The sequence below is a fragment of the Dyadobacter sp. UC 10 genome, assembly GCF_008369915.1.
GTDB lineage: Bacteria > Bacteroidota > Bacteroidia > Cytophagales > Spirosomataceae > Dyadobacter.
In genome coordinates, this window is the sequence record NZ_VSRN01000001.1 from 46,387 (window position 1) to 70,371 (window position 23,985).

Genomic DNA, 23,985 nt, shown 5'->3' on the forward strand with positions numbered 1-23,985 from the left:
GTGGCTTAATCAGCAGGTAAAAAAGGTTATTGGGCTAGAAAGGAATACACTTTCCCAGCCTGTGTAGGGACATCGTAAATCAATGTTTCCTTCAAAGGTTGAGTTGCCTTTGCGGCTTTGGGTGAAACGACGGCCGCAGGCGTATCCTCGGTGATATAAAATGCATTTGGGTTCTGCCCGGTGGCTTTGTTCAGTGTTGCACCGCCAGCCAGCTTCACTGCATTGGGCACCCGTAACCGAAGGTTCCCACCCAGTTTGGACCGAATTTCTACCTTAGTGAGCTTACCGCCGGCCCATTGCATATCGACGATCTCAAACCCGCCTAATGCAAGGATGCCGCCAATGCTGCCCTCTTTCCAAACGTCCGGCAGCGCTGGTAACAAATGAATTGCCCCATCGGCACTTTGCATCAGCATTTCGGTAATGCCGGAAGTACACCCAAAGTTGCCGTCGATCTGGAATGGCGGGTGTGCGTCGAAAAGATTATTGTAAGTTCCCCCGCCTTCCTTGTTCGTGCCGAGCGGGGAAAGCTGGTTTTGGATCAATGTAAATGCGTGATTTCCGTCTTGCAGCCTGGCCCACCAGTTTACCTTCCAGCCCATGCTCCATCCTGTGGAAACATCACCTCGCTGCATTAAAGTAGTCCGTGCCGCGGCGAAAAGCTCGGGGGTTCGATACGGGGAAATTTGCACCGACGGAAACAAACCGTACAAATGCGAGACGTGGCGGTGGTGGTCGTTGGGATCGTCGACGTCGTCGAGCCACTCCTGCAATTGTCCGTACTGGCCGACATGCATTGGCGGCAGTTGTTTGCGTTTTTGTCTGAGCGTATCAACGAAAGCTGCATCTTTTTTCAATATTTCCGCTGCGCGAATGGTCGTACTGAAAATGTCAAAAGCGATCTGATTATCCATCGTCGTGCCGGCATCCAGTGAAGAGCCTTCGTGCGCGGCGGGAGCGTTTTCGGGAGAGCTGCCGGGGTTTGCAACCAGCCAGTGATATTTGGGATGATTTATGAGAAAATCTACATAAAAAGTAGCTGCTCCTTTTAGTACCGGATATATTCTTGCCAGATAAGCCTTGTCGCCGGTGTACAGATAATGTTCCCAAAGATGCTGACTCGTCCAGGCACCGCCAGCGATCCACATACCCCAGAATGCGCCGTCAATTGCGCCGGTTGCCCGCCAGATATCGGTATTATGGTGCGCCATCCAGCCTCTTGCGCCGTACATATCCTTTGCGGTCTGCTGCCCGGTTTGCGAAAGCTCCTGTACCATTTTCAGGAAAGGCTCGTGCAGTTCAGAAAGATTGGTCTTCTCTGCCGGCCAGTAATTCATCTGCGCATTAATGTTGATCGTGTACTTACTATCCCACGGCGGCCTCATCTTATTGTTCCAGATCCCCTGCAAATTGGCAGGCTGTCCGCCCGGCTGCGAGCTGGAAATCAGCAGGTAACGGCCATATTGATAATACAGAGTGACCAGCCCCGGATCATTCACATTCCGGAAGCTTTTCAAGCGTTCGTCAGTTGGAAGATTGGCTGCTTCTGATGTTCCCAGGTCGAATTTTACACGATTGAAGTATTTCTGAAAGGCTGCAATGTGCGGTTTCAAGATCGCGTCGTATGATTTGGAATACGCCCTGTTCAAATAGGAAGCCGCCAATGCGTTTTCATCACCGCTTACATCCCGGTAATCCTTGAAGTTGGTCGCGATCGAAATGAATATTGTTGCTGCATCGGCTCCGTTGATAACCAGTGAAGTATCAGTTGCAGACACGTTACCACCATCGTTTTTAACTTTCGTGATCACTTTGAACTTCACCGCTCCGGTCACGCCTTCATGATCGGAACCTCTGCCGGCAAGGACCAACTCCCTGCCCGGCGTGGTTCTGATTTCCGGCTGAGCATGTAATGTAGAATAGGATGCCGCAAAGGACAACTTACCAGGTTTATCGGCCGTCAAATGCACTACCATCACCTGGTCCGGAAATGATGCGAGGACTTCCCGCGTGAATATTACGCCATTGACTTTATAAATCGTTTTCGCCACGGCCCGCTCCATGTCCAGCTCGCGATAGTATGCCTCATATTGCTCATGTCCCGGAAAGTTTAGATGCAGCTCGCCAGCAGGCTGAAACATTTGCCCGTGCGATTTTTTAGTAATAATTGCCTTATTGGCCAGTTTTTCGGCTTCTTTTTGTTTTCCTTCAAAAATCAATCTGCGGATCTCTGGCAGCGCGGCCAGTGCGTCGGGGTTGTCATTCCGGTTCGGGCCACCCGACCATAATGTGCCTTCATTAAGCTGTATCCGCTCATCGGCCACGTTGCCATATACCATCCCTCCCAGTCTGCCATTACCAATCGGCAATGCATTCTCCCAGGTTTTGCCCGAAGGCTGGTTATACCAAAGTTTTAGTGCCCGGTTTGTCTGGCCGAATCCAACGGTTGTAATCAGTAATAAAAGGCAGAAAAATAATCGCATCATATCAATACTATCAAATTGGTTTATGCTTTTTCAAGGTAATTCTCCGCAAACACTGTTGGCGACACCCCATAGAACTCTTTGAAAGCTACCGAAAAGCTGTTTACATTGGCAAACCCAACGGCAAATGCAACCTCAGAAACCATCAAACCCTTCACCGTCAGCAAATCCGCTGCCTGCCTGAGTCGGATGTTGCGGATTAAATCCCGGGTTGTCAGATTGGTCAGTTCTTTGAGCTTGCGATGTAAATGCACCCTGCTGATCCCGACTTCATTACAGATCATTTCCACGCTCAGGTCGGGGTTTGCCAGGTTTTTGTCAATAAACAGATGTACCTTTTCCAGCAGCTTTTCTTCCGAAGCCTTCATATTTATCCGGGAAATGAATTCCTCCTGGTAATGCTGCTCATTATCGTTGTTTCGAAGTATCTGTCTGTTTCTGATCAGCCCATTGATTGTCTTCATTAATATCTGCATGTTAAAGGGCTTGGTAATGTAAGCGTCCGCTCCCATTTCGAGCCCCTCCACATTGGTCGATTCTGCTGTTTTGGCGGTGAGCAGGATAACCGGGATGTGGTTTACCAACGGGTTCGCCTTTAACTTTTTGCAAAGGGTCATACCATCCATAACCGGCATCATCACGTCGCTGACCACCAGATCGGGCATTTCTTTTAAAATAGCTCTATATGCTTCCTCGCCATTCGCATAAGCGAATACGGTGAATTCGCCCGACATTTCGTCTGTCAGATAGTTGCAGATCTCGCTGTCGTCATCGACGATCACCAGGCGTTTGGCTTTTTTCCTCGGCTTGTTTCTATGCCCGTCGTCCGCTGCGGTTTCCGGTGACAATTGATCTGCCGCCAACATTTTACCGATCGGATCGATTTCTACTGTTTCCACCTTTTCAACCGGCATGGAGATCACAAACCGGCAGCCGGCTTCTACCATATTTTCTGCGTGGATCTTTCCGCCGTGCAGTTCTACCAATTGTTTCACAAGATGAAGGCCGATTCCCGTTCCGTACCTGTTATAGTCACGGTGTTGTTCGGATTGGTAAAAGCAGTCGAAGATGCGCTCCGTTTCATTTTCATCAATAAATGCGCCCGAATCTTCCATCGCGATGATCAGTTCAGGTCTTCCACTGATAGTACGGGCGTTTGTGATTGAAATTGAAACACGGATTTTCCCTCCTTTGGGCGTGAATTTGAAAGCATTGGAAAGGACATTGATCAAAACCTTATCAAAATTGAGCGGATCAATGTGAGCGAAGATCTTCTCCGAAGGCATATCCATCAAAAAATCGATATTCTTTGTCTCGATCTGTTCTTCAAACAGCAAACATATTTCCTTAGTAAAATCGACCATTTCCACGCTCGAAAACTGCAAAGACATTTGGCCTTTCTCAATTTTACGAATGTCCATCAGCTGATTGACCAGGTCCAATATACGTTTGGTATTACGACCCATAATTTCGTACAAATGCATCCTTTCCGCATTGTAATCCTGCGCCAGCAATTTTTGGAGCGGGCTGACCACCAATGTAAGCGGTGTACGTATTTCGTGTGCGATATTGATAAAGAATTCAAGCTTTGCTTCATTAACCTCTTCCCGGCGCAGATGTGCCAGCATTTCCTTTTTTACCAGCCGCCTGTTTTTATATGTTTTGAAAATATAAATGGCTGCCAATAGCGTAAACAGGGAATATGCGATCCACGCCCAAACCGAGAAGTACCATGCAGGATGTATGATGATGGCCACCTGCGTTTGCTCGGAATCTGTCTGGCTGTATTTTGCTTTTAGCCGGAATTGATACTTCCCGGGCGTTAAATTATCGAATGTCAGCCTGTTGGTACCGGCCCGCAGCGCTGTCCATTCGTTATCGTTAATGGCATACATGTAAGAAACGCGTTCCGCGTCGATAAAATCCATCGTCGAAAATTCAAGGCTGAACGAGTTATCATGATGGGCAAGATTAAATTCCTTCGCGCTGCTTACGGTCGTATCGACGATCATATAGCCCCCGGATTTCATACCCTTTTTCACCGCCTTATCATGAATAAACAGGTCCACAATTCGAACCGCAGGCCGCTTGGTGGACATTCGTATTTCCTCGGGCTTGAAAAAGGTAATGCCATTGATCCCGCCAAAGTAGAATTCCCCATTTTTGGTTACCATTAAGGCCCCCTGGCTGAATTCGTTTCCCTGCAATCCATCGGCTGAGTAAAAGTTGACAAACGTATTGGTTTTCAAGTCCATTTTTGACAGGCCGCGGTTTGTACTCAGCCAAAGATTTCCGGCCTTATCGCCTCTTACAGCACCGATCAGGTTGCTGGGCAGGCCATCGCCCATATCAAATGTGGTGATCACTTTGGTAGCACGGGCGATCCTTTTCAGTCCCTGCGAAGTGCCGGCCCACAAATTTCCCTTATCGTCATCAAAGAGCGAATAAATCACCACTCCTTTCAGAAGGCTGTTTACGGAGAATGTGGATACGAAGTTCTTGGTTTCCAGATCAAGGCAAGCAAGCCCGTTGAAGGTGCCGATAAAAAGTTTGTTGTCCTTGGAAATCAGTAAGCAATTGACCCAGCTATTGGGAAGGAAATTTTCGTTCGGAAGGCTGATCCTGCCTGGTAAAGCATCCAGATTTTCAACTGCCCCCGTGCGGAGGTCCATGCAAAAAATCCCGGAGCCCATCGTGGCGACCCAAAGCCGTTTATTTGAATCCTCCCTGATGTCGAAAACCCGCTGCACATTGTCTCCATTCTTGTCTGTCAACTTATCAGAATGGCTAAACTTCCCGGTTTTGCGGTCCAGTTTGGATAGCCCGCTGAGATAGGAACCTGTCCAGAGGTTTCTTTCGGAATCTTCAAAAACAACCATCACATTCTCCGGTGCAGCAGGGTTATCCTTGCTTTTGACGTAATGAACACCTGATTTAACTGCGTGAGGCAATCCATACAGGCCATCACTGTCTGTTCCTACCCAAATTGTATTGCTGCTATCTTCAAATAACGCTTTCACGGCACTCGAACCGATAGCGTTGTCACTGGCCGACTTATAACCCATATAGCCAAAACGGTTGGTATTGACGCCCAGCAGCAGTAAGCCCTTCTGATAAATTCCTACCCACGTATTACCCGAGCTGTCTTCACAAATTGAAAACACTTTCGACTTTGTAAAATCAAATGTGTCCACATTGTGGTTCATATCGAGGATCTTACCGGACACAGAATCGAAGTATTTCATTCCTTTCCCCCTCGTCCCGATGAGTACCTGCCCGTTGTCGTTGACCGTCAGATCAGCAATGGGCAGATTATCGGCTTCGTCATACGGGACTGGTTGAAAGATATCATTCGTAGTGCTGTACTGGTACAGACCGCTCACCATATTTCCGGCAAACACCCGGCCATATTTGTCCTGGCAGAGGCTTGTTATGATGTTGTTTTGGCTTCTTTTGGAAACAAAGTAAGCTTTGCTGGATTTTAAAGAAGTGTCCTCAAACCGCAGCAGCCCTCTGTCTTCTGTCGACACCCAGAGATTACGATCGCTGTCTTCAAACAATTGAATAATCAGATTGCTGGGAACCTGCAAGGGTATCGGCTTCGCGCAGAGTTGCCTGCCGTCATGCCCGACCTTAAATATGCCATGCCCGGAAGTACCTACCAGAATATCACCGTTCCTTCGCTGGCAGATCGCCAGTACCCGCACGCTGGCCATTTTACTTTGCCCATTCATAAGGGGTATGGTGCGGAAGGAGTCCGTGGCAGGGTCATAATATTGCAGGCCGTGGAGCGAGCCGGTGTACATTCTTCCCGCCCGGTCTTCGAAAAGGACCTGGATGAAATTACTGGACACGCCTTCGCCATTTGCCTTATCCTGCCGGTACACGGTGAATTTTATCCCGTCGAAACGGTTCAGCCCGTCTTCGGTAGCTACCCATATGAAGCCACTACGATCCTGATGAACCGCAGTGACCATGCTGCTCGACAGTCCATTTTCAACACTGAAAAGTTTGGCGGACTGCCCGGATACATCTGACAGGAAACATAACCAGGCGACCAGTATTCGCATCAACAGCATTAAATGGTATGATGCGCGCTTCTCTGTCATTATTGCCTTGTAGTTGTCTTCCCCGATATGCCGATCGACTGCGGTCATGTTACATGCTGTTGTTACTGTTAACTGCTTTTCGTCCTGATTTACAACAGAAAACAAATATATGTGGGCATAATACTATAAGTACCGGCACAATGTTACATAAGTCATGGCGTATGTTACCGATCGGAAGCCTGCCGATGTTCAGGCAGGCTTCCGGCGGGCATTCATCAATATCCGGGATTTTGTCTGATACCGGGATTCTGATCGAGCACATTTTGCGGAATAGGGCTCATATACTGTTTGAGCTCAAATTTCACTTTGTATTTTTTCTCCTCTTCTACGGTGTAAACCCAAACACCCGAATTGTTCGCAGGCACCGAATTCCGGATCACCATATTGTGACGTGGCTTGTTCATGACAGTAGCTGCCATAGCCAGGCGTTTGTTGTCCAGAAAGCGCTTGTCCTCAAAGCAGAGTTCAACCCTCCGCTCGCGCGCAATGGCAGCACGCATTGCTTCCTTGGACAGGCCGCCGGGAAGTGCAGGCAGCTCCGACCGGGCGCGTAGCTTGTTGATCGCGTCATATACGGAAGCATCCGGGCCGCTCGCTTCGTTTTGCGCTTCCGCGAAGTTCAGGAGGATTTCGCCATAGCGGAAGAAAATATAGTTTTGTCCGCTGGCATCGCTACCCGGCGCCGCGTCAGGGTTCAATCGTTTTTTCTGGTAATATCCCGAATCGCCCACGTCGGTTTTCCCTGCAAGGTCGATCTGGTTTGTCCGGTCAGGATTTGGATAGGTTGCGTCAATTCGCGTGTAGATCGTGTCGGCGCGGGGCATCCATTCCTGCTTGTATATCGCTCCGTCGTGAACGATGGCATCGTAGAAGCGCTTTTCGCGATTTACATAAGGTTTCTGAGGATTATAGCCCGAAGTCGGATCGGTGATCGGCTTTCCGTTGGCCATCGCAAACTGGTCTACCAGCTCCTGTGTCGGATTGTAATTTCCCCACGACCGGTATTCGCCCAGCACGTAAGTCGGACCGCCGCGCTGCTCGTAGCTGGAACCCATTCCGCCGACGTTGGCTACCACCTGCCGGTCCCAGATTACCTCCGAATTGTACTCATTGCTGGCCCTGAACAGGTTTTTTAGATCGGCAAACAGGTTATAATTCTTCCCGTTACCATATTTTTCAATAAACTCTTTGTTAGTAGCAGCAGCCTTCGCCCAGCGCGCAGGATCATAATTACCAAAATGAACGAACTTCTCTGCATCGGTTAGATAAGGTGTAGAAGTATTGAACAACGGGCTTGCACCGAAAAGCTCGATCCAGCCTTTCACGGCTAACGCAGCTCCCAATGTAGCCCGGCCGGCCTCCTTGTCCGACAAATTGTATTTGACGGCCAGGTATTCATTTTTCGAAATCTGATCCAGCTCAGTTACAATGAAATCAAACGTTTCCTGGAATGTATTCCGCGGTCTCAACAGCTCTTCCGGGCTCATTGTATTTCTGTCCAAAGGCTCCTTAATGATCGGCAAGCCTCCTATCTGAACAAAAAATTCGCTGTAAAAGAATGCTCTCAGGAACCGGGCTTCGTCAATGCGTTTGTTGAAATACGCTTCTGAAAAGTTGGCTTTGTTCTCAGTTAATTTCTGCATAAACGTGTTGCACTTCCTGATCTTGACGAAAAAATTCTGCCAGGTATAACCGTAAGTCGGCCCCTGCGTTCCGCCCCAGGGATTGTCCGTGCTGCTGGACGGGATCTGGGTCACACCCTGCCGCCAGTTGGAAGCCGTGTAATAATGGCTGATGTTGTAATCGTCGCTAAAATAGTCCAGTGTCTCCGTCTGGTTCAGCTTGTTGGGAATTTCACTGTACACATCATTCAGGAAAACATCGGCATTGGTTTCGGATTCCCATTGTGTTTGATCCGTGAGATTGGCTTTGTTGGCGTTTTCCAAGAACTCATCTGTATCGCACGATACGGGTAGCACAAGCATCAAAATGCCCATACCTATGATTTTAAAGTAGTTTATAGCTGCTTTCATTGTATTGGTTATCATTAAAATGTCAGATCAATTCCAAATGTGCTTGCTTTCATCACAGGATATGCGGTCTCACGGTCGGTATAGCCCATTTCCGGATCAATGTGCTTGATCTTGCTGATCGTAAACAGGTTTTGCGTGAGAAAGTAAACCCTGGCTGAGCTCATTTTGAGTTTACCCAGCACGCTCTTCGGAATCGTATATCCAATGCTGGCCGTTTTCAGGCGCAGGTAGCTTGAATTAACCCACCAGAAATCCGAATCCTTTGTGTTGTTTGCATAAGGCGCGGGGGTCGATCTGGGATACTTCGCATGCTGGTTTTCAGGCGTCCAGCGGTTATCGTAGTATTCGTAGCCCGTGTTGCTGCCATTATTTTCAAACGGAACAGTCATAAATTGTCTTACACTGATACTCGATTTTCCGGAGCCCTGGAAGAACAAGCTCACATCAAACCCCTTCCAGTTGACACTGGGCGTGAGGCCGAATGTTAAGGCCGGATAAACGGGATTGCCGATCACAGTCAGATCGAAATTATCGATCAGACCATCAGGTGTGCCGTCGGGGCCGCTCAAATCAGCGTATTTAATGTCGCCAGGGTGCAGTTCACCGAATTGGACAACATTGTAGCCGTCCGCCGCCCCTACAATTCCGTCCCCGTTTTTGTCTTCCGCAGACTGAAACAATCCAAGCGACTTGAATCCGTATGGTGTTCCAAATTGTCTTCCAACCAGCGTACGGTTAGGGTTATTGGCCTCAGCGTCGGTCTGGAAAACTTCCTGCATCCGGTTGATAGCGTAACTGGCATTGGCATTCAAAGAAAAGTCCAGGTCCTTGGAAATCCGCTTGCGCGTTCCGATGTTCAATTCCACGCCATTGGCACTCATTCTTCCCTTATTTTCCTGCGAAAGCGAAAGTCCGTATTCGACGGGCAGTGTTACCTGCGGTGCCAGCAGCATTCCGGTCCGCTTTTCATGGAAGTAATCAAATTCTACGGTCAGCAGCGAATTCAACATGCTCAGGTCAAATCCAATGTCTGTTTTTGTTGAAATTTCCCAGGTAATCTTCGAATTGGCTTCACGCGGCACTCTCGATGCCTGAACCAGTGAACCGTTGCCGAATGCATAGGCAGCTCCTCTCAAATCGTATCCTGACTGGTATTGAAAAGGCCCGCCGGCCAGCATACCAGCCTTACCCCAAGATCCTCTGATTTTCAATTCGTCGATAAAACGGAAGTTTTTCATGAAATTCTCTTCCGAAACCCGCCAGGCAGCCGAGAATGCGGGGAAATAACCCCATCTGCTGCCCGGTGCAAAGTAGTAGTGACCATCGTAACGTCCGGCCGCTTCGAGAATATATTTGTCTTTATATGTATACCCTATTCTATATACGTAACCCAATTCCGATCCCGTGGACGATACACCGGCATTATCGTAATCCAGTTTATCGGAGCTACCGAAACTCAATTCATCGATTCCGATCGCGAAATTATTACGACGGGTAGCCATTGAATCTGCTTTGGTCTTGCGGGCTTCCATCACCAGCAACCCGGTTATCGCATGCGGCCCGAATGTGCGGTTGTAGTTCAGGTAAGCCTGATAAGTGTAATTGGTCCGCTTTTGGTTTTGCAATCCCAGCCATCTGAACGGTCTGCCGTTTCCTTCCTGAAGAGAAATAGCTTCGGAGTACGTATAAGGTTTTTGCGAAAGGTCAATCTTGTGATAGACAAACGGCACGTGCCACAATTTCACGTTCTGCTGCCAGGGATCATAGCTGAACACCAACTTGGCACTCAAACCCTTCGCAATTTGCTGTTCGACAAACAAGCTACCGAGCAACGTGCTTCCATTGGTGCGTCTATACCCTTCAGACCGTAACACGCCGATCGGCGTGTTGGCCGACGATTCGCCCCATTTATCACCCTCGGGATATAACAGACTCTGAGTAGGTAAAAACTTGTAAAAGCTGCGGAAAAGGTGGCCAGAAGTGCTTTCGTCGGCATCTACATCTTTTGTGTTTTCAACGCTTCCAAACAGCGACATACCTACTTTCGTAGTCTTGGTTGCTGCCATTTCAAGGCTCAGGTTGTAGTTATAACGCCTGTAACCTACCGGGTCGAAAATACCTTTTTGGTCGAAATAGCTTACACCCGCATGATATGTGACATTCTCCGTGCCGCCGCTCAGTTCCAATCCGTGGTTTTGTACCGGGACATTCTTATTAAATACATCGACAAAGCTGGAATTCGGATATTTCCACGGGTCCTCCGCATGCAGCTGATCGTAGTTTCTAACAAGTTCCGGATCGTTTGGAAGACTGGCCCCGCCAGGAGTCTGGTTCAGATAAGCCTCATTCTGCAACGCCATGTAATCCTTCGCCGACAGCATTTCGGGCAGGTAGGTCGGATTTTGGAAGCCGTAGGACGAGCTAATCCGCACCTGTGGTTTTCCGGTTTTGCCCTTTTTGGTGGTGATCATAATTACACCGTTCGCACCGCCGATACCATACGGCGCCACAGCCGCCGCATCCTTCAAAATCGTGATGGTCTCTATGCTGGCCGGGTCCACCTGCCTGATATTGTCCCTTCTGACACCATCCACGACGACAAGCGGCCGGTTATTACCCGTTGTCACAATGCCGCGAATGTGAATATCCGGGTCATCCTTTCCGGGCTGCCCGCCATTGGGCCGCATACTTACACCTACCACACGTCCAGCCAGAGACTGTGAAATATTCGGTGCCGGTACTTCCGCAATGGCATCACCTTTAATGCTGCTGATCGACCCGGTAACCGTGGCTTTTTTCTGGGTACCGTAACCCACCACCACAATTTCTTCCAATGCCTTTGTATCCTGAGCCAGAACGACATCCAGCTTGCTTACCGTACCTACCGCAAGTTCTTTGGCCAGATAGCCCACAAATGAGAAAACCAGCACATCCTGGTCATCCACTGATTCCAGGGAGTAAAGTCCGTTCGCGTCTGTGGATGTGCCGCGCGTAGTGCCTTTGACGGTCACATTAACCCCGGGAAGTCCCTGGCCTGCCTCATCAGAGACTTTGCCGCTCAATTTCCTGTCAACTGACTGCGCCCGAACACTTCCGTCAAATACAACAGAAGAAGCCGCGGCGAACGAGTCGGAAGCCGCAATCAGGCATGTTAATTGTAGAAATGACAATTGTAAAAAAAACCGTAATTTTTCCTTCATAGCAGAAATGAATTTAAGGTGATAGAAGCATTTTTTACGCGACAACCCATTGGTACGTTACGCACGTAGCAGCAGTCAGATGCTGGAAAAGCCAGCGTTTATTCATCGTTAAACTGATACACAAATGAATAAAGTCGCTTTTCAGCACAACCGAGCACAAATATATATTTATATAATGCAATTAATCCGCGATAAATGTTACACAAATCATTGCTGATGTTACATTTTGCCCTTTCCCATGTTAAATAAATAAGCCGTAGCGATTAGCTACGGCTTACAAGCTTCTCCTTATTGCTTAATAAACTGAATCACCTGCTTTTCCGGACCAGCTGCCGGTCCGGCGGCTCTATGAATCCAGGCTTAAATACTTCGCTTTCAACTTCTTATGATCCAGAAAAGGCATGAAATAGTTACCAATGGATTCGCTGATATAACAGCGATTTTTTACAGTAATATGCCACATCAATATCCTGTATTCTAAGATAGATGGCTTACCGCAAATTACTTCGAACCTCAGGGAGAAATGCTGTTGTCAGATTTGACAATACTGAAAGGATCGGTATGTGAAGGGATAACAATATTTACCAGGAGCTGAATTTATACCAAGGTTAAAATCCAGTTCCTGGCAATGCCTTACTCCGCAATCATATTCTCGAATAAATAAACACCGTTCTTATTTGCTGTTACTATGTCTGGTTTTTGATCACCATTCATATCGATAACCACAATGTTCAATCCGGCACCCGAATCCTTATCGATTACGTGCTCCTTGAAGTAAGGTTGTTTTTTGGGATCAAGGTCAAAATACATAAGTATTGCAGGATCGCTGTCGCCGGGGTCGCGCCCGTGATGCGCGAGAAAGCGCTTTCCGGTGATGTACTCCCTCCTACCATCAGCATTAAGATCCGCCATGATAGAGGAATGCGTTTGCGCAGTGGTTTCGCTCATCAAATGTGTCACAAAATTGATCTTGCCGCCTTCGTCGACCTGCTCGTGCCACCAGACGCCCAGCGCATGTGCCGAGGCGCTGATCACATCGTTTTTTCCATCTCCGTTTACATCCAGGATCTGCATGTGAGAACACGGCTCGCCCAGATTAGCCTGATGAAATTTCCAGTTTCCGGCTTTGATATCACCATTTCCTTCAAACCATCCCTCCCGGACGACTACATCGTTCCTGCCATCCATATTGATGTCCCCGAAACCGATCCCGTGTGAAAAAGTTTCTGATCCTGGCACATTCTCCTCACTTAAAGCAAAGCGTTGCCATTTCGTGTCGCCCTTCTTTACCGGCGCTTTGAGCCAGATGATCTGCTTTTTGTCTTTATCACCGCAAAGAATATCGAGCCTTCCATCCCCGTCGATATCGATAAATCCCGGCGACTCATTGGTAATTCCAACGGAATCGTCAATCATGTGTTTCTTCCATTCTCCCGCTTTATTTTTAGGATTTTCAAACCAAAACCCCGGTTTTCCAGGAAAATCAACGATGACCACATCTTCCCAACCATCCAGATTGACATCCATTCCCAGGTTCAGAAATGAGTTGCTGTATTCTTTTCTTGGATCGAAAACCCGTGAAGGCGCCATTTCATGCCTGGTCCAGGATGGCGCCTCAAACCAATAATAGCCGGCTATAATGTCTGGCTTGCCATCCTTATTCAGATCTGCCACGGCTGCTCCTTCCGAAATAAAGTCACCGGTGATCTTCGTTTTTTTAAAGTCACCTGTGCTTACGCCCGTCTGAGCACTTACATGAATGGCGGCGGCCAACAGACCTGACACGAAAACAGTTTTTATATATATCATCCTGGTTATCAAATCGTTTATCCTACTTTCCATCAAGCACTTTACCAATCAGCATTTGGCTTTCGTGGTTCTCATGCGAGCCACTTTGTCCCAGTTTTTGATTCAGGTCCTTTAAAACCTTTTTCGAATCTTCCGTACCTATTGCAGCCACGCGCTGAATGGTGTAAGGCAGGATTTTCGGCAATTTCGCCTTCTCGGCCATTTGAAGTGCCCGCTTCATATCCAATGCTGCCAGTGGTTCGGCCGCATACCAGACCATTAATGGCAGGTTATGGTCATTCTTATCCTCTTCCTTCTGCATTAATGCATCCACCACATCCCAGCGCTGCGCCGGATCAAGCCGAAGCATTCCCGATGCCAGATAAAGCCTTACCATGGGGGAATTATCGTTCTGTGCCATTTCTGTAAATTTTTTCAAGGCTTCCGGCGTGACTTGCTTGTCTTCCGTCAGCAGTTGAATGGACCAGCTTCTGATGTATTCATTCTCATTAGCCAACAATGCCATCAGATCCTGGTCCGTGAATCCTTTCGTGACGTGAAGTGTCCACAATGCCCGGAGCTTACGGGTTACGTCAGGATTTTTAGCCAGGATTTCTTTCAATGCCTTGTGCACTTTCTTACTCGCCCCGCGCTCCTGCAAAATCGTCCGTGCTTGTCTGACGTAATAATCGTTATCATGCAGCTGATAATTAACCAGTTCCATATCCGACGCCTTGGTCAGGTCCACTTTTACCCACTTGTCGTTTTCATGCGTGATCTTGAAAATGCGGCCCATGGTTTTATCATGCACATCCGGATTAGGACTATGGCACTGGTTTTTATCGTACCAGTCAATCGCCCAGACTGACCCACTAGCATCATATTTGAAATTCAGCCATTGTGACCACGAATCGTTCATCGCCATGAAATCCGGCCGGTGCTGCGCCACGTAACCTGAACCTTTCTTCTCGAAATGGTCAATATTCATACGCGCACCATTGATGTTGTTCATGAAAATCTCGTTGCGATACTCTTTTGGCCAGCTGTTGCCCAGATAGATCATCGCCCCTGCATGCGCGTGGCCCCCACCGGCGGCGGCAGAACGGAAGTTGCCCGCGTGCGGACCGCGTTCTCCCAGCCAGTGCACATGATCACCAATGGTCTTGATATCATCGTACGTGTACGGATTGAAATGTTTTCCGGCCTGGCGCTGGTAACGTGCACCCTGGATGACGTGATACATGTGCGGGATCACGCACACAGTGATAAACGGGTGCCCGTAATCATTGAAATCAATGCCCCAGGGATTACTCGATCCTTCTGCAAAAACCTCAAACTTGTGCAGGGTCGGGTGGTACCGCCACACGCCGCCATTGATTTTTGCCCGGTCTGCTTCAGGCGTCCCCGGTTTTCCTACTACCGAATGCGTGAAAACACCATGCGTTCCATACAGCCAGCCGTCGGGCCCCCATCTGAAACTGTTCAATACCTCATGCGTATCGTGCAAACCCCAGCCATCCAGCAAAATCTGTTCAGGGCCGGCAGGCTTATCTGTTTTCGGATCAATAGGGATGAACAATAGATTAGGTGCGGAACCAAGCCAAACACCGCCCATTCCTACTTCTATTCCGCTGATCAGGTTCAGGTTTTCTGTAAAAACCTTCTTGCTGTCTAATGTTCCGTCGCCATTTGTATCTTCCAATATCAAAATCCTGTCCCTGCCCTGTCCTTCCGGAGCACGTACCGGATAAGTGCGTCCTTCTACCACCCAAAGTCTGCCTTTTGCGTCAATTGTAAATGCAATGGGTTTTACAAGTTCCGGTTCGGAAGCTGCCAGTGTTACTTTGAAACCCTTTGGGGGCGTCATGGCAGCAGCCGCTTTTTCACCCGAAAGCCCCGCGTTCAAAACTGGATCCAATGGAGGGAGAATGATGATATCCTCCTGTTTCAATTCATTACCAAACTCGGGACGGCTTGAATAGAAAAGAAATTCATCAAAATTAATGTGTGCCCATTTATCATTGGGTATGTACGGGATTTGCGATATACCGGTCTCATTATCAATAATCCTGATGAAAATTTCCTGGTTGAGATATTTCTGTAAATCCACAACAGCTGGCTGCAATGTTGCCCGCCCCTGCCCTGTAATGTGATAAATGACGCTGTCTGTGCCAGCCAGAACCAGCTCAACGCGCGTATCCTGCAACGCGCCGCCGGATACTTTGAATGCGGCAAAAGGCTGCGTTACTTTAAATGGTGCGGAAGTTAATGTTCCGGTTAATTTGTAGTTGGTATTCCCGCCGCTGCTCAAAAAGTACTTCCCGTCGAAACCGATCTTCAGTTCTTTTTCATGCACAGGTGAAGGGTCTTGATTAAACAATGGGTTGGCAAAAGCGTCACCCGTCGCAGTCCAGTCTTTCAATGTCCCGGTTTCAAAATTCAGGTTCAGCGGCTGGCCGTCTTTCATGGGCAACTGCCCCGCAATCGTCTTCTCATCGACATTCCCCTCCACCACCTCAAAACTGCCCACCATCCCAGCTGCGCGGTGCCCTGGCACGGAACAGAAATAGGTATCGCTTTGCTCCGCTATAAAATTAATGCTGGTACTCGACCCTTTTTCCAGGATTACCTTACTCTTGATTCCGAGTTTTTCCAGGGCAATATCATGCGTCATCAGCTCGCCGTTGGTGATTTTGATACGGACTTTGTCGCCTTTGTTGGCCTTCAATGTCGGGTTACGGGCGCCGTCCGGGCCGAAAAAGCCTAACATAGTTGCTTCCAGCGCATAGTCGCGGTCGAATTTTGCTGTGTCGGCTTTGGCTGGGGCAGCTTTGGGCTTTTGCGCTAAAAGCGGTTTAGGAAGTCCCGTCAAACTGACGAAAAAAAGAAGCGTGAAAAAATTTGTAATTACCTGACGCATAGCGGATTCATTTATAGAGCATTAAAAAGCATTTGTATTACTAATATAAGCGTTATTACGCCTGCCTGAGACGGGCAGACGTAATAAATCAATAGCCCGGGTTCTGTTTGTAAACTCCTCTTGACCAGTTTATCTGAGCCTGCGGAATCGGCAGGTACTCGTCTCTGCCAGCCGTGAATTTCGCCACATTCAGCCAGGGGCGCCGTTTCTTTTCAACATCCAGATAAGCATTTAAGGTTTTGGCTGCAATACCCCATCTCACAAGGTCAAAAAACCGCCTGCCTTCCATGGCCATTTCCAGTCTTACTTCCCACATCAACGCATTCCAGGCAAATTCCTTATCCCATTTTACACCAGCACCTTCTACATAAGGCGCAACTTTATATTTTACCGGGAAAGTGCCATTCGGCATTTTCAGCCTGGCCGTACTGTTGGCCGCGCGTTGTCTGATCTGATTAATAATGGGCATCGCTTCTGCATGTCGTCCTAGCTGAATAAGGATCTCCGCCTTCCAAAGTAAGACCTCAGCATAGCGGATTTCGAGCTGATTTTTGGAATTGAACATCCAGAATTCATTGAATAAGCCCGGGCTGTCGGTTGTAACATTTTCTTTCATGGAGTGGAAATAACCATAAACAGCAGGTTGCCTTGAAGCCGAACTGTCAAACATGATCTTCTGGTATTTCCAGGGATGCCCCGGAATCGCTACCGTGTGACCCAGTCGTGGATCCCAGGTATTGTTTGCAAAGTACTCCTTTTTGTTAGTAATGTTTTCATCGTTAAACGTATTGAACATGGGGAAACCACCTGAGTTGACCTTAAATGCATTGACCATATTATAGGATGGCTTGTGAAAATCGCAGCAACTAAAATACGGGTTCCACCAGGGAGCGGTCAGGCCATTTCCTTCATTCAAATTACCGCGGACCGTACCGTCATTGATCGTAAACTGTAACTCCCATAACGATTCCGGCGATGCATTGTCAAATTCAAGCATGAAATTCTCAGCTATATCCGTAGCCAGTTTGTATTTACCGCTATCAATAATTTCGTTCACCAGCGCTAATGCCTCGGTAAGCTTGGCATTATCGATGGTGGTCAGTTGGTTCTGCTCATTTTGCGGGTATGCCATCCAGAGAACCGTATAAGCTAAAAAAGCTTTCGCGCCGAATTTACTGATCCTGCCTTTTTCTGCCTGGACTTCGGGCAGGTTGTCGGCTGCAAATTTCAAATCGTCATAAATTTTTTGCCAGATCGGCATATCTGTTGTTGCTCCATCGGGTCTGTTAGCAATTCGGGCAATATCTTCGTTTGTGGCTTCTTCGGTCACGTAAGGAATCCACCTGTATATTCTCTTGAGTTTCATGTGAATCCAACCTCTCAAAAACCGCATTTCTGCAATACGCTGGGCTTTTTGCGGATACTTCGCTTCGTCCATCCTGTTAATAGCGTTTATGGCGGTATTTACTCTTGAAATTCCGCTGTATCCGCTAAACCAAACCCCGTCATTATTGCCAACATTGGCATTTACCAGTGAGTATGTTTCCATCTGGAACCAGGGCGTTTGGTCATCCAGTCCGCCTCCGCCTTTGTAGGCATCGTCGGAACGGAAACTCGCGATCCAGGGGTTCATGGTGTTAAAGGCATGGGCTCTTGGAATGAACGCGTAGGCAGCAGTAACCAACCCGTCTATATGCTTTGGTTCTGTAAGCTGGTCCTCTGTGATGATCCCTTTCGGTTGAACATCAAGCGTACTCTGGCATTGTGTCAACAGCAAAACCAGGCTAAACAACAGTGTATATTTGTTAATATTTTTCATATCCGTTAGTGTTCAAAATGAAACATTTACACCCATTAAGAATATCTGCGGCCTGACATACGGGCTGGAATACTCCGCCGCTTTTGTCGGGTTCTCCGGATCAATGCCCGTGTATTTATCAGCTCCCCACCATTTTTTCAGGTTGACTATATTCTGCGCATTGGCATAGACCCTGAATTGCTTCATACCAACTCTGGACAGTAGTCCGGCAGGAAAATTATAGCCTAGCTCAATATGTCTCAGTTTCAGATAAGAGCCGGATTCTGTAAAGTAGGTGGATACCCTTCTTTCATCATTGGTATTGTAAAGAGACAGGGCCGGGATATCGGAATCCGGGTTTTCGGGTGTCCACGCACCCAGCAGGCGCGTTGGATGGTTGAATCCGCTTTGTGTCCACACATTCCAGAAATCACTGTAAGACTTCCAGTCATTGCGCACGGTGTTACCTGCTATTCCCTGCCAAAACATGGAAAAATCGAAGTTTTTGAATTTAGAGTCGAAATTAACGCCGTACATAAATTTGGGATCACTCACACCTATCCATGTACGATCATGCTCCCAGGTGATTTTTCCATCGTTGTCCAGATCTTTATACCTGATCCGGCCAAGGCCTTTTCCCTGCTGTTCAGCCGAACTCGTAACTTCTTCCTGCGACTTGAAAAGACCGTCTGCTACGAATCCGTAAATTGAATTGAGTGGCCTGCCGAGAATATCGTCATCAAGCCCGTTTCCTCCATAAGTGAATTTTACGGATTCTGGCAGATCATCGACCTTATTTCTGTAAGTACTCATATTACCGGTTACGGCATATTCAAAGCCATTTTCAAACCGGTCGCCATAGGTCAGAATAAGCTCCACGCCCCGGTTCGTCATGTTGGCAGCATTGATCCATTGTGCACCGCCTTCCCCGATCGCTGCCAGATAAGGAGGTTCATAAAGCATTCCTTCGGTGTATTTATGAAAATAATCAACAGATCCGGTTAGCCTGGAATTGAGTACTCCAAAATCCAATCCGAAATTGGTTTGCCGTGTTGCTTCCCATTTCAAATTCGAATTGCCAATATGGCGCCTTCTGTAACCTGAATAAAGCGTACCTGTTTCGTTTCCGGCGAGTCCGTAACTTGTAGCATTATAACTGGCATCGTAAAAGTTGACCAATGCATTGGTCGGGATATTTGAGTTTCCATTCATCCCCCAGCTTGCCCTGAATTTCAGATCAGAAATAAGCGGAATGTTCTTAAGAAACTCTTCATCACTCAAACGCCATCCCGCAGAAACCGCAGGGAAGAAGCCGAATTGATTATTGATACCAAACTTCGAAGAGCCGTCATACCGCAATGTTGCTGAAAGCAAATATTTTTCCTTGAACACGTAGTTGAACTTTGAAAAATAAGACAGCAGCGTGTATTCATCGCCGGTACCATTCACTTCCTGCGTTCCGGTGGCAGAGCTCAGATACCCATAATCGTAGTTTTCAAGTTCCAGATTTCTGCGGAAGCCGTTAATATCCTGAAAAGTGTATCTCGAAGTTTCGATACCGGCAAGGAAATCAAGATTATGGTTCCTGGTGTTCAGGTTGTAGTTTAATGTATTTGTCCAGGTGGATGTAATGTTCTGGGCCTGATAGCTTCTTACACCATTATTAATATTGCGTTTTCCACCGCCTTCCACCCAGGTGAATTCGATATGCCGGTAATTATTACCTGTGTAATCAAGTCCGTATAATGTTTTCAGGGATAGATTTTTGAATAATTTCAGATTGGCATAAACACTTCCGATAATTTTGTTCGTAGTCGTAAAATTGTCTTTCCCCAGTGTGAGCATACGGACCGGATTGTTGTAATCATCCATACCCAGATTGTAGGCGGTTCCTCCCCAGCCGCCGTCTGTCGTGTAAACAGGGATGATCGGGGGCATGGTCAGAAAGGAATGGCTGTGGTTCTGATCATTAATCTTCGAAGTAGAAACCGCAATATTCTCTCCTACGCTCAAACGATCGTTGATCAGGCTGTACTCGGAATTCAGGCGCAGTGAAATACGTCGCAATCCTGTATGAATCTGTGTTCCGCGGTTCTCGTAATAATTGACGGAAAACATATTTCGTACATTCTTGTTTCCATTGGTCAATGTTACCTGATGGTTGTTTTGTAAACCCAACTGCGATCCGGCGTCAAACCAGTCCGTATCAGCAGCTTTCATTGTTTTGTCAGCGTTCAGCCATTCCCTCGGAGTCACCTCATCCAATACCGGCCGTCCCTGGTCATTTTTATGCCACTTGAAGGAATATATCTGCGTTACTGCGTTGGGATCCTGGTTTTCGTTAACAGCCGCCTGCCAGAATGCCTGACCAAACTGCTGCGTATTCATCATAGGTACCCGGTTCATAAAACTGGATACACCGACATTGCCGCTGTAGGCAATTTTTGTCTCCCCTATTTTTCCCTTTTTGGTCTCAATAAGAATGACCCCGCTTGCAGCTCTGGATCCGTAAATACTCGCAGAGGCAGCATCTTTCAGCACCTGGATGGATGCAATGTCGTTGGGGTTAATGTCTCGCAGATTGACGTTTGTAGGAAAACCGTCAATTACGATTAAAGGCGGGGCAGATCGCATAGAGGTTAATCCGCGGATCTGGACATTCACGTTTCCGGTAGGGCTTCCGTCGCCAGTGACGTAAACGCCCGGGAGCCTGCCCTGCAAACCCTGCATAACATTCGAGTAACTATTTTTCTCGATTTCCTTCGCCGTGACCATGGCAACAGATCCGGTCAGGTCTGCTTTTCTTTGCGTCATATAGCCCACTACGACTACTTCTCCCAAAGCTTTTGTATCCTCTTTGAGTAAAATCTCGATATTGGTACTATTGCCCACAGTAATTTCCTGCGTTTCATAGCCGACGTAGCTTATTACCAAAACAGCCTTCAAATCATTGGGAACGGAAACCTGAAAATCCCCTTTTTCATTGCTGGTCGTTCCGATCGACGTCCCTTTTACCACCACGCTAACCCCGGGTAACGGATCATTTGAATCAGCCGTCAATACTTTTCCCGTTAAGGTCACGTCCACTGCATTTTCGTCCGGCACTGGCTCGGCAAAACCTTGTATCTTTTCTTCATCCGTTACAGTTTCCGGTTTTTTAGTCAGGATAATGTGATTGCCCGAAACGGAATATTGAATATCCAGGGGGTGCAGCAGTTTGGCAAGCAGGTTATCGAGTGTCTGTTTGGATGCAGAAATACTTACTCTCTGATTATCAACCAGAGAAGGCACGTAGGTGAATTTGACGTTGGTCGATTTCTCGATGCTTGCCAGCACATGTCTGAGTTGTTGCTCGTTAGCCTCAATGCTTACCTCTCGTTTCAGGAGTTCCTGGGCCAGGCCATTACCCGCAAATGACAGGCTTGTAAAAACGAGTGAAATAAGGAATGGAATGCATGTAACCTTTATCACTGTTGCCAGATTTTTTAATTGTAAATGTTTTTTTTTCATAATTTCACATTGTTTTTGGTGTACACGAACAGCAAAGCCCTCCCATGATTCCCGAAAGAGAACCTTTAAGTCACGCTTAAAATGGTGAGGAGTACAAGACCGGTAACGCTGGAACCGTTACCGGTCTATTTTTTGCGAAAGACGTTAAGGTTTTATCATATGGTTCCGGTGGTGTTAAGGTTCAATAATCAGTTATATTATTAGTTGCATCCTTTGCCTGAGACAATGATTTTCCCGTCGTTTATTTCATAGTTTGCGCCTATTGTCCGGGTAATAATATCGAGTTTTGCAAAGAACGATTCATTGGTAAACTCGGCGCGGAGCGAGCACTTTGCCATCACCCTGCGATCATAAACAAAGGGAATTCCGTATGCCTTTTCCAATGCCGAAAAGACTTCGATCACCGGCTGGTTTTCAAAATGAGAGATATCGGCCCTGGTATTTGCAATTTCCAAAGGAGCAGAGGTAATCGTTTTCGAAACCACATGGTCCTTTGTGGAAAATAAGGCCAGCTGATTAGGGGTAAGCAATATTTCAGTATTCTTTTTCCCCTGCGTTTCTATGTCTTTAATAGGTATTACAGCAACCTTTCCTGTACGCACCAAAACCTTTACCTCGCTTTTACTTGTTTTGATCAGGAAACTTGTGCCGACAACCCTGGTCAGCAAACCATTTGTGTAAACGTATAGTGGGTTAGCGATATCTTTATGAATGTCGAAATAAGCCTCGCCCATCAGGTATATTTCTCTTTTTTTATTTTGAATAAATGGAACGGTATAACTGATCCGGCTGGAAGGTGATAATCTGACGGTGCTTCCATCCGGCAGGTTCACCAATTTTGTATCCCCGGTTTCATTTGTTACTTCTGTAAGAGGCAAAGAAACTTTGGATATTGTTTCTTTATAAGAATATCTGTTCTGTTCGGTTTTTGATCGGTACACGATAATCCCCAGTATCAACATCACCGACGCGGCAATAGCTAACCAGTGCAATTTTCGAAGTACGAACCTGTTTTCCCGAACCTTATCAGCTGATAAAATTGCTGCAATTCCCGAATCCAGCTCCTGCCTGGTAAGTGACGAGACCTGTGGCCCTAAAAGGAGCAGCAACTCACGGGCCTGGTTCATGACATTGACTTTGTCGGGGTTCGAAGATGTAATTTCATTCCAATACATGGCGTTCCCTTTTTCGTTTTCCCAGACACCATGTCTGAATTCATCATCTAAAAGAAAATCTTCAAGATTGGAATTGTTAAATTTTCTCATAGAAACATCAAATTTTTAACCCTACGAAAACATAATCTGAAACCGGCCTCAGGATAATGGAAAAAAGAAAGATTTTTTTTAATTATTTCTGAAAATTGAAATAACAATCTCATAATCAGCAAAATACAAGAAAGCACTCAGCGCAATATTCAGCAGCTCCCATTTCTGTTTTACAAGCTTCAGAGATTGATGCAAAAGATTGGCTACGGCACCTCTGGAGATGAACAAAATGTCGGCTATCTGTTCGTTGGACAAGCCTTCGTAAAATTTCAGGTGGATTATCTCTCTTTGTCTGCGGGTAAGCTGACTTAGAATAAAATTGACTTTACGCTGTCTTTCAATAACGGATTCTTCCGAGATCATCCTCATCTCCATCGATTCATCCTGAACAATCTCATCTTCGTAGTCACTGATATTCTGAAAAACCCCGGAGCGGTTGAATTCTTTGAAAATATTATTGCGTATACTTTTCAACAGATACGGCTTGATGTGATCAACAGGACTTAAATGAGCGCGCCTTTCCCATAATGTTGTAAAAAGGTCATGAACATGATCTTTGGCTTTATTCCGGTCGGAGGTGAATTTCAAACTATAATCGAACAGCGAAGTGTAGTAAGTTTGAACCAGAAAATCGAACACGGTCCGGTCCCCTTCTAAAAATCTCCGCCATAATTTTGCCTCTTCATCCATTTGAAAAACACTATTTAAATAATCTCTTGTGCCGTCCTTATGTCGAGGATCTGTTAATCCTAACTGGTTCGTCTCTGAATAATACCTGCAACATAAGCGGTTTCCCTCACTTACCATATTTCGATACAAACTTGGAAAAAATTTATAATTGTCCATGCTTCACCGAGAGACAGTGTCGGACCCTTCTGG

At 47.0% G+C, this 23,985-nt stretch carries 10 protein-coding genes; all 10 read right to left on the minus strand.

What is annotated here, in order from left to right; translation table 11 throughout:
- Positions 1 to 26 precede the first annotated feature (26 nt).
- The gene (locus tag FXO21_RS00185; RefSeq protein WP_149643293.1) at positions 27 to 2,483 is read right to left on the minus strand and encodes a glycoside hydrolase family 95 protein; all 2,457 of its coding nucleotides are present in this window, start codon (positions 2,481 to 2,483) and stop codon (positions 27 to 29) included.
- A 23-nt stretch (positions 2,484 to 2,506) separates the two neighbouring features.
- Complete coding sequence (locus FXO21_RS00190) at positions 2,507 to 6,640, minus strand: hybrid sensor histidine kinase/response regulator transcription factor (protein WP_225865497.1); 4,134 nt, start codon at positions 6,638 to 6,640, stop codon at positions 2,507 to 2,509.
- A gap of 167 nt (positions 6,641 to 6,807) precedes the next feature.
- A complete protein-coding gene (locus FXO21_RS00195) occupies positions 6,808 to 8,625 on the minus strand; it encodes a RagB/SusD family nutrient uptake outer membrane protein (protein WP_149638204.1) in 1,818 nt (605 codons plus the stop codon).
- 14 nt (positions 8,626 to 8,639) lie between these two features.
- Positions 8,640 to 11,825: a SusC/RagA family TonB-linked outer membrane protein gene (locus FXO21_RS00200; RefSeq protein WP_225865498.1), complete on the minus strand. Its 3,186-nt coding sequence runs from the start codon at positions 11,823 to 11,825 to the stop codon at positions 8,640 to 8,642.
- Between the two features lie 633 nt (positions 11,826 to 12,458).
- Complete coding sequence (locus tag FXO21_RS00205; protein ID WP_225865499.1) at positions 12,459 to 13,610, minus strand: FG-GAP repeat domain-containing protein; 1,152 nt, start codon at positions 13,608 to 13,610, stop codon at positions 12,459 to 12,461.
- A gap of 46 nt (positions 13,611 to 13,656) precedes the next feature.
- Entirely contained in the window at positions 13,657 to 16,533 is a 2,877-nt protein-coding gene (locus FXO21_RS00210; RefSeq protein WP_149638206.1) for a PVC-type heme-binding CxxCH protein, read from the minus strand.
- 88 nt (positions 16,534 to 16,621) lie between these two features.
- Entirely contained in the window at positions 16,622 to 18,352 is a 1,731-nt protein-coding gene (locus FXO21_RS00215) for a RagB/SusD family nutrient uptake outer membrane protein (protein ID WP_149638207.1), read from the minus strand.
- A 12-nt stretch (positions 18,353 to 18,364) separates the two neighbouring features.
- Entirely contained in the window at positions 18,365 to 21,841 is a 3,477-nt protein-coding gene (locus tag FXO21_RS00220) for a TonB-dependent receptor (protein WP_149638208.1), read from the minus strand.
- A 200-nt stretch (positions 21,842 to 22,041) separates the two neighbouring features.
- Positions 22,042 to 23,106: a FecR family protein gene (locus FXO21_RS00225; RefSeq protein WP_149638209.1), complete on the minus strand. Its 1,065-nt coding sequence runs from the start codon at positions 23,104 to 23,106 to the stop codon at positions 22,042 to 22,044.
- Between the two features lie 78 nt (positions 23,107 to 23,184).
- Positions 23,185 to 23,796, minus strand: a complete 612-nt coding sequence (locus tag FXO21_RS00230) for an RNA polymerase sigma factor (protein ID WP_192579121.1) — start codon at positions 23,794 to 23,796, stop codon at positions 23,185 to 23,187.
- Positions 23,797 to 23,985 lie beyond the last annotated feature (189 nt).

Bases quoted from the DNA above. Each gene is read 5' to 3' on its own strand.
- FXO21_RS00185 (WP_149643293.1), bottom strand. From the start codon at position 2,483: ATGCGATTATTTTTCTGCCTTTTATTACTGATTACAACCGTTGGATTC.
- FXO21_RS00225 (WP_149638209.1), bottom strand. From the start codon at position 23,106: ATGAGAAAATTTAACAATTCCAATCTTGAAGATTTTCTTTTAGATGAT.
- FXO21_RS00190 (WP_225865497.1), bottom strand. From the start codon at position 6,640: ATGACCGCAGTCGATCGGCATATCGGGGAAGACAACTACAAGGCAATA.
- FXO21_RS00195 (WP_149638204.1), bottom strand. From the start codon at position 8,625: ATGAAAGCAGCTATAAACTACTTTAAAATCATAGGTATGGGCATTTTG.
- FXO21_RS00210 (WP_149638206.1), bottom strand. From the start codon at position 16,533: ATGCGTCAGGTAATTACAAATTTTTTCACGCTTCTTTTTTTCGTCAGT.
- FXO21_RS00215 (WP_149638207.1), bottom strand. From the start codon at position 18,352: ATGAAAAATATTAACAAATATACACTGTTGTTTAGCCTGGTTTTGCTG.
- FXO21_RS00200 (WP_225865498.1), bottom strand. From the start codon at position 11,825: ATGAAGGAAAAATTACGGTTTTTTTTACAATTGTCATTTCTACAATTA.
- FXO21_RS00220 (WP_149638208.1), bottom strand. From the start codon at position 21,841: ATGAAAAAAAAACATTTACAATTAAAAAATCTGGCAACAGTGATAAAG.
- FXO21_RS00230 (WP_192579121.1), bottom strand. From the start codon at position 23,796: ATGGATGAAGAGGCAAAATTATGGCGGAGATTTTTAGAAGGGGACCGG.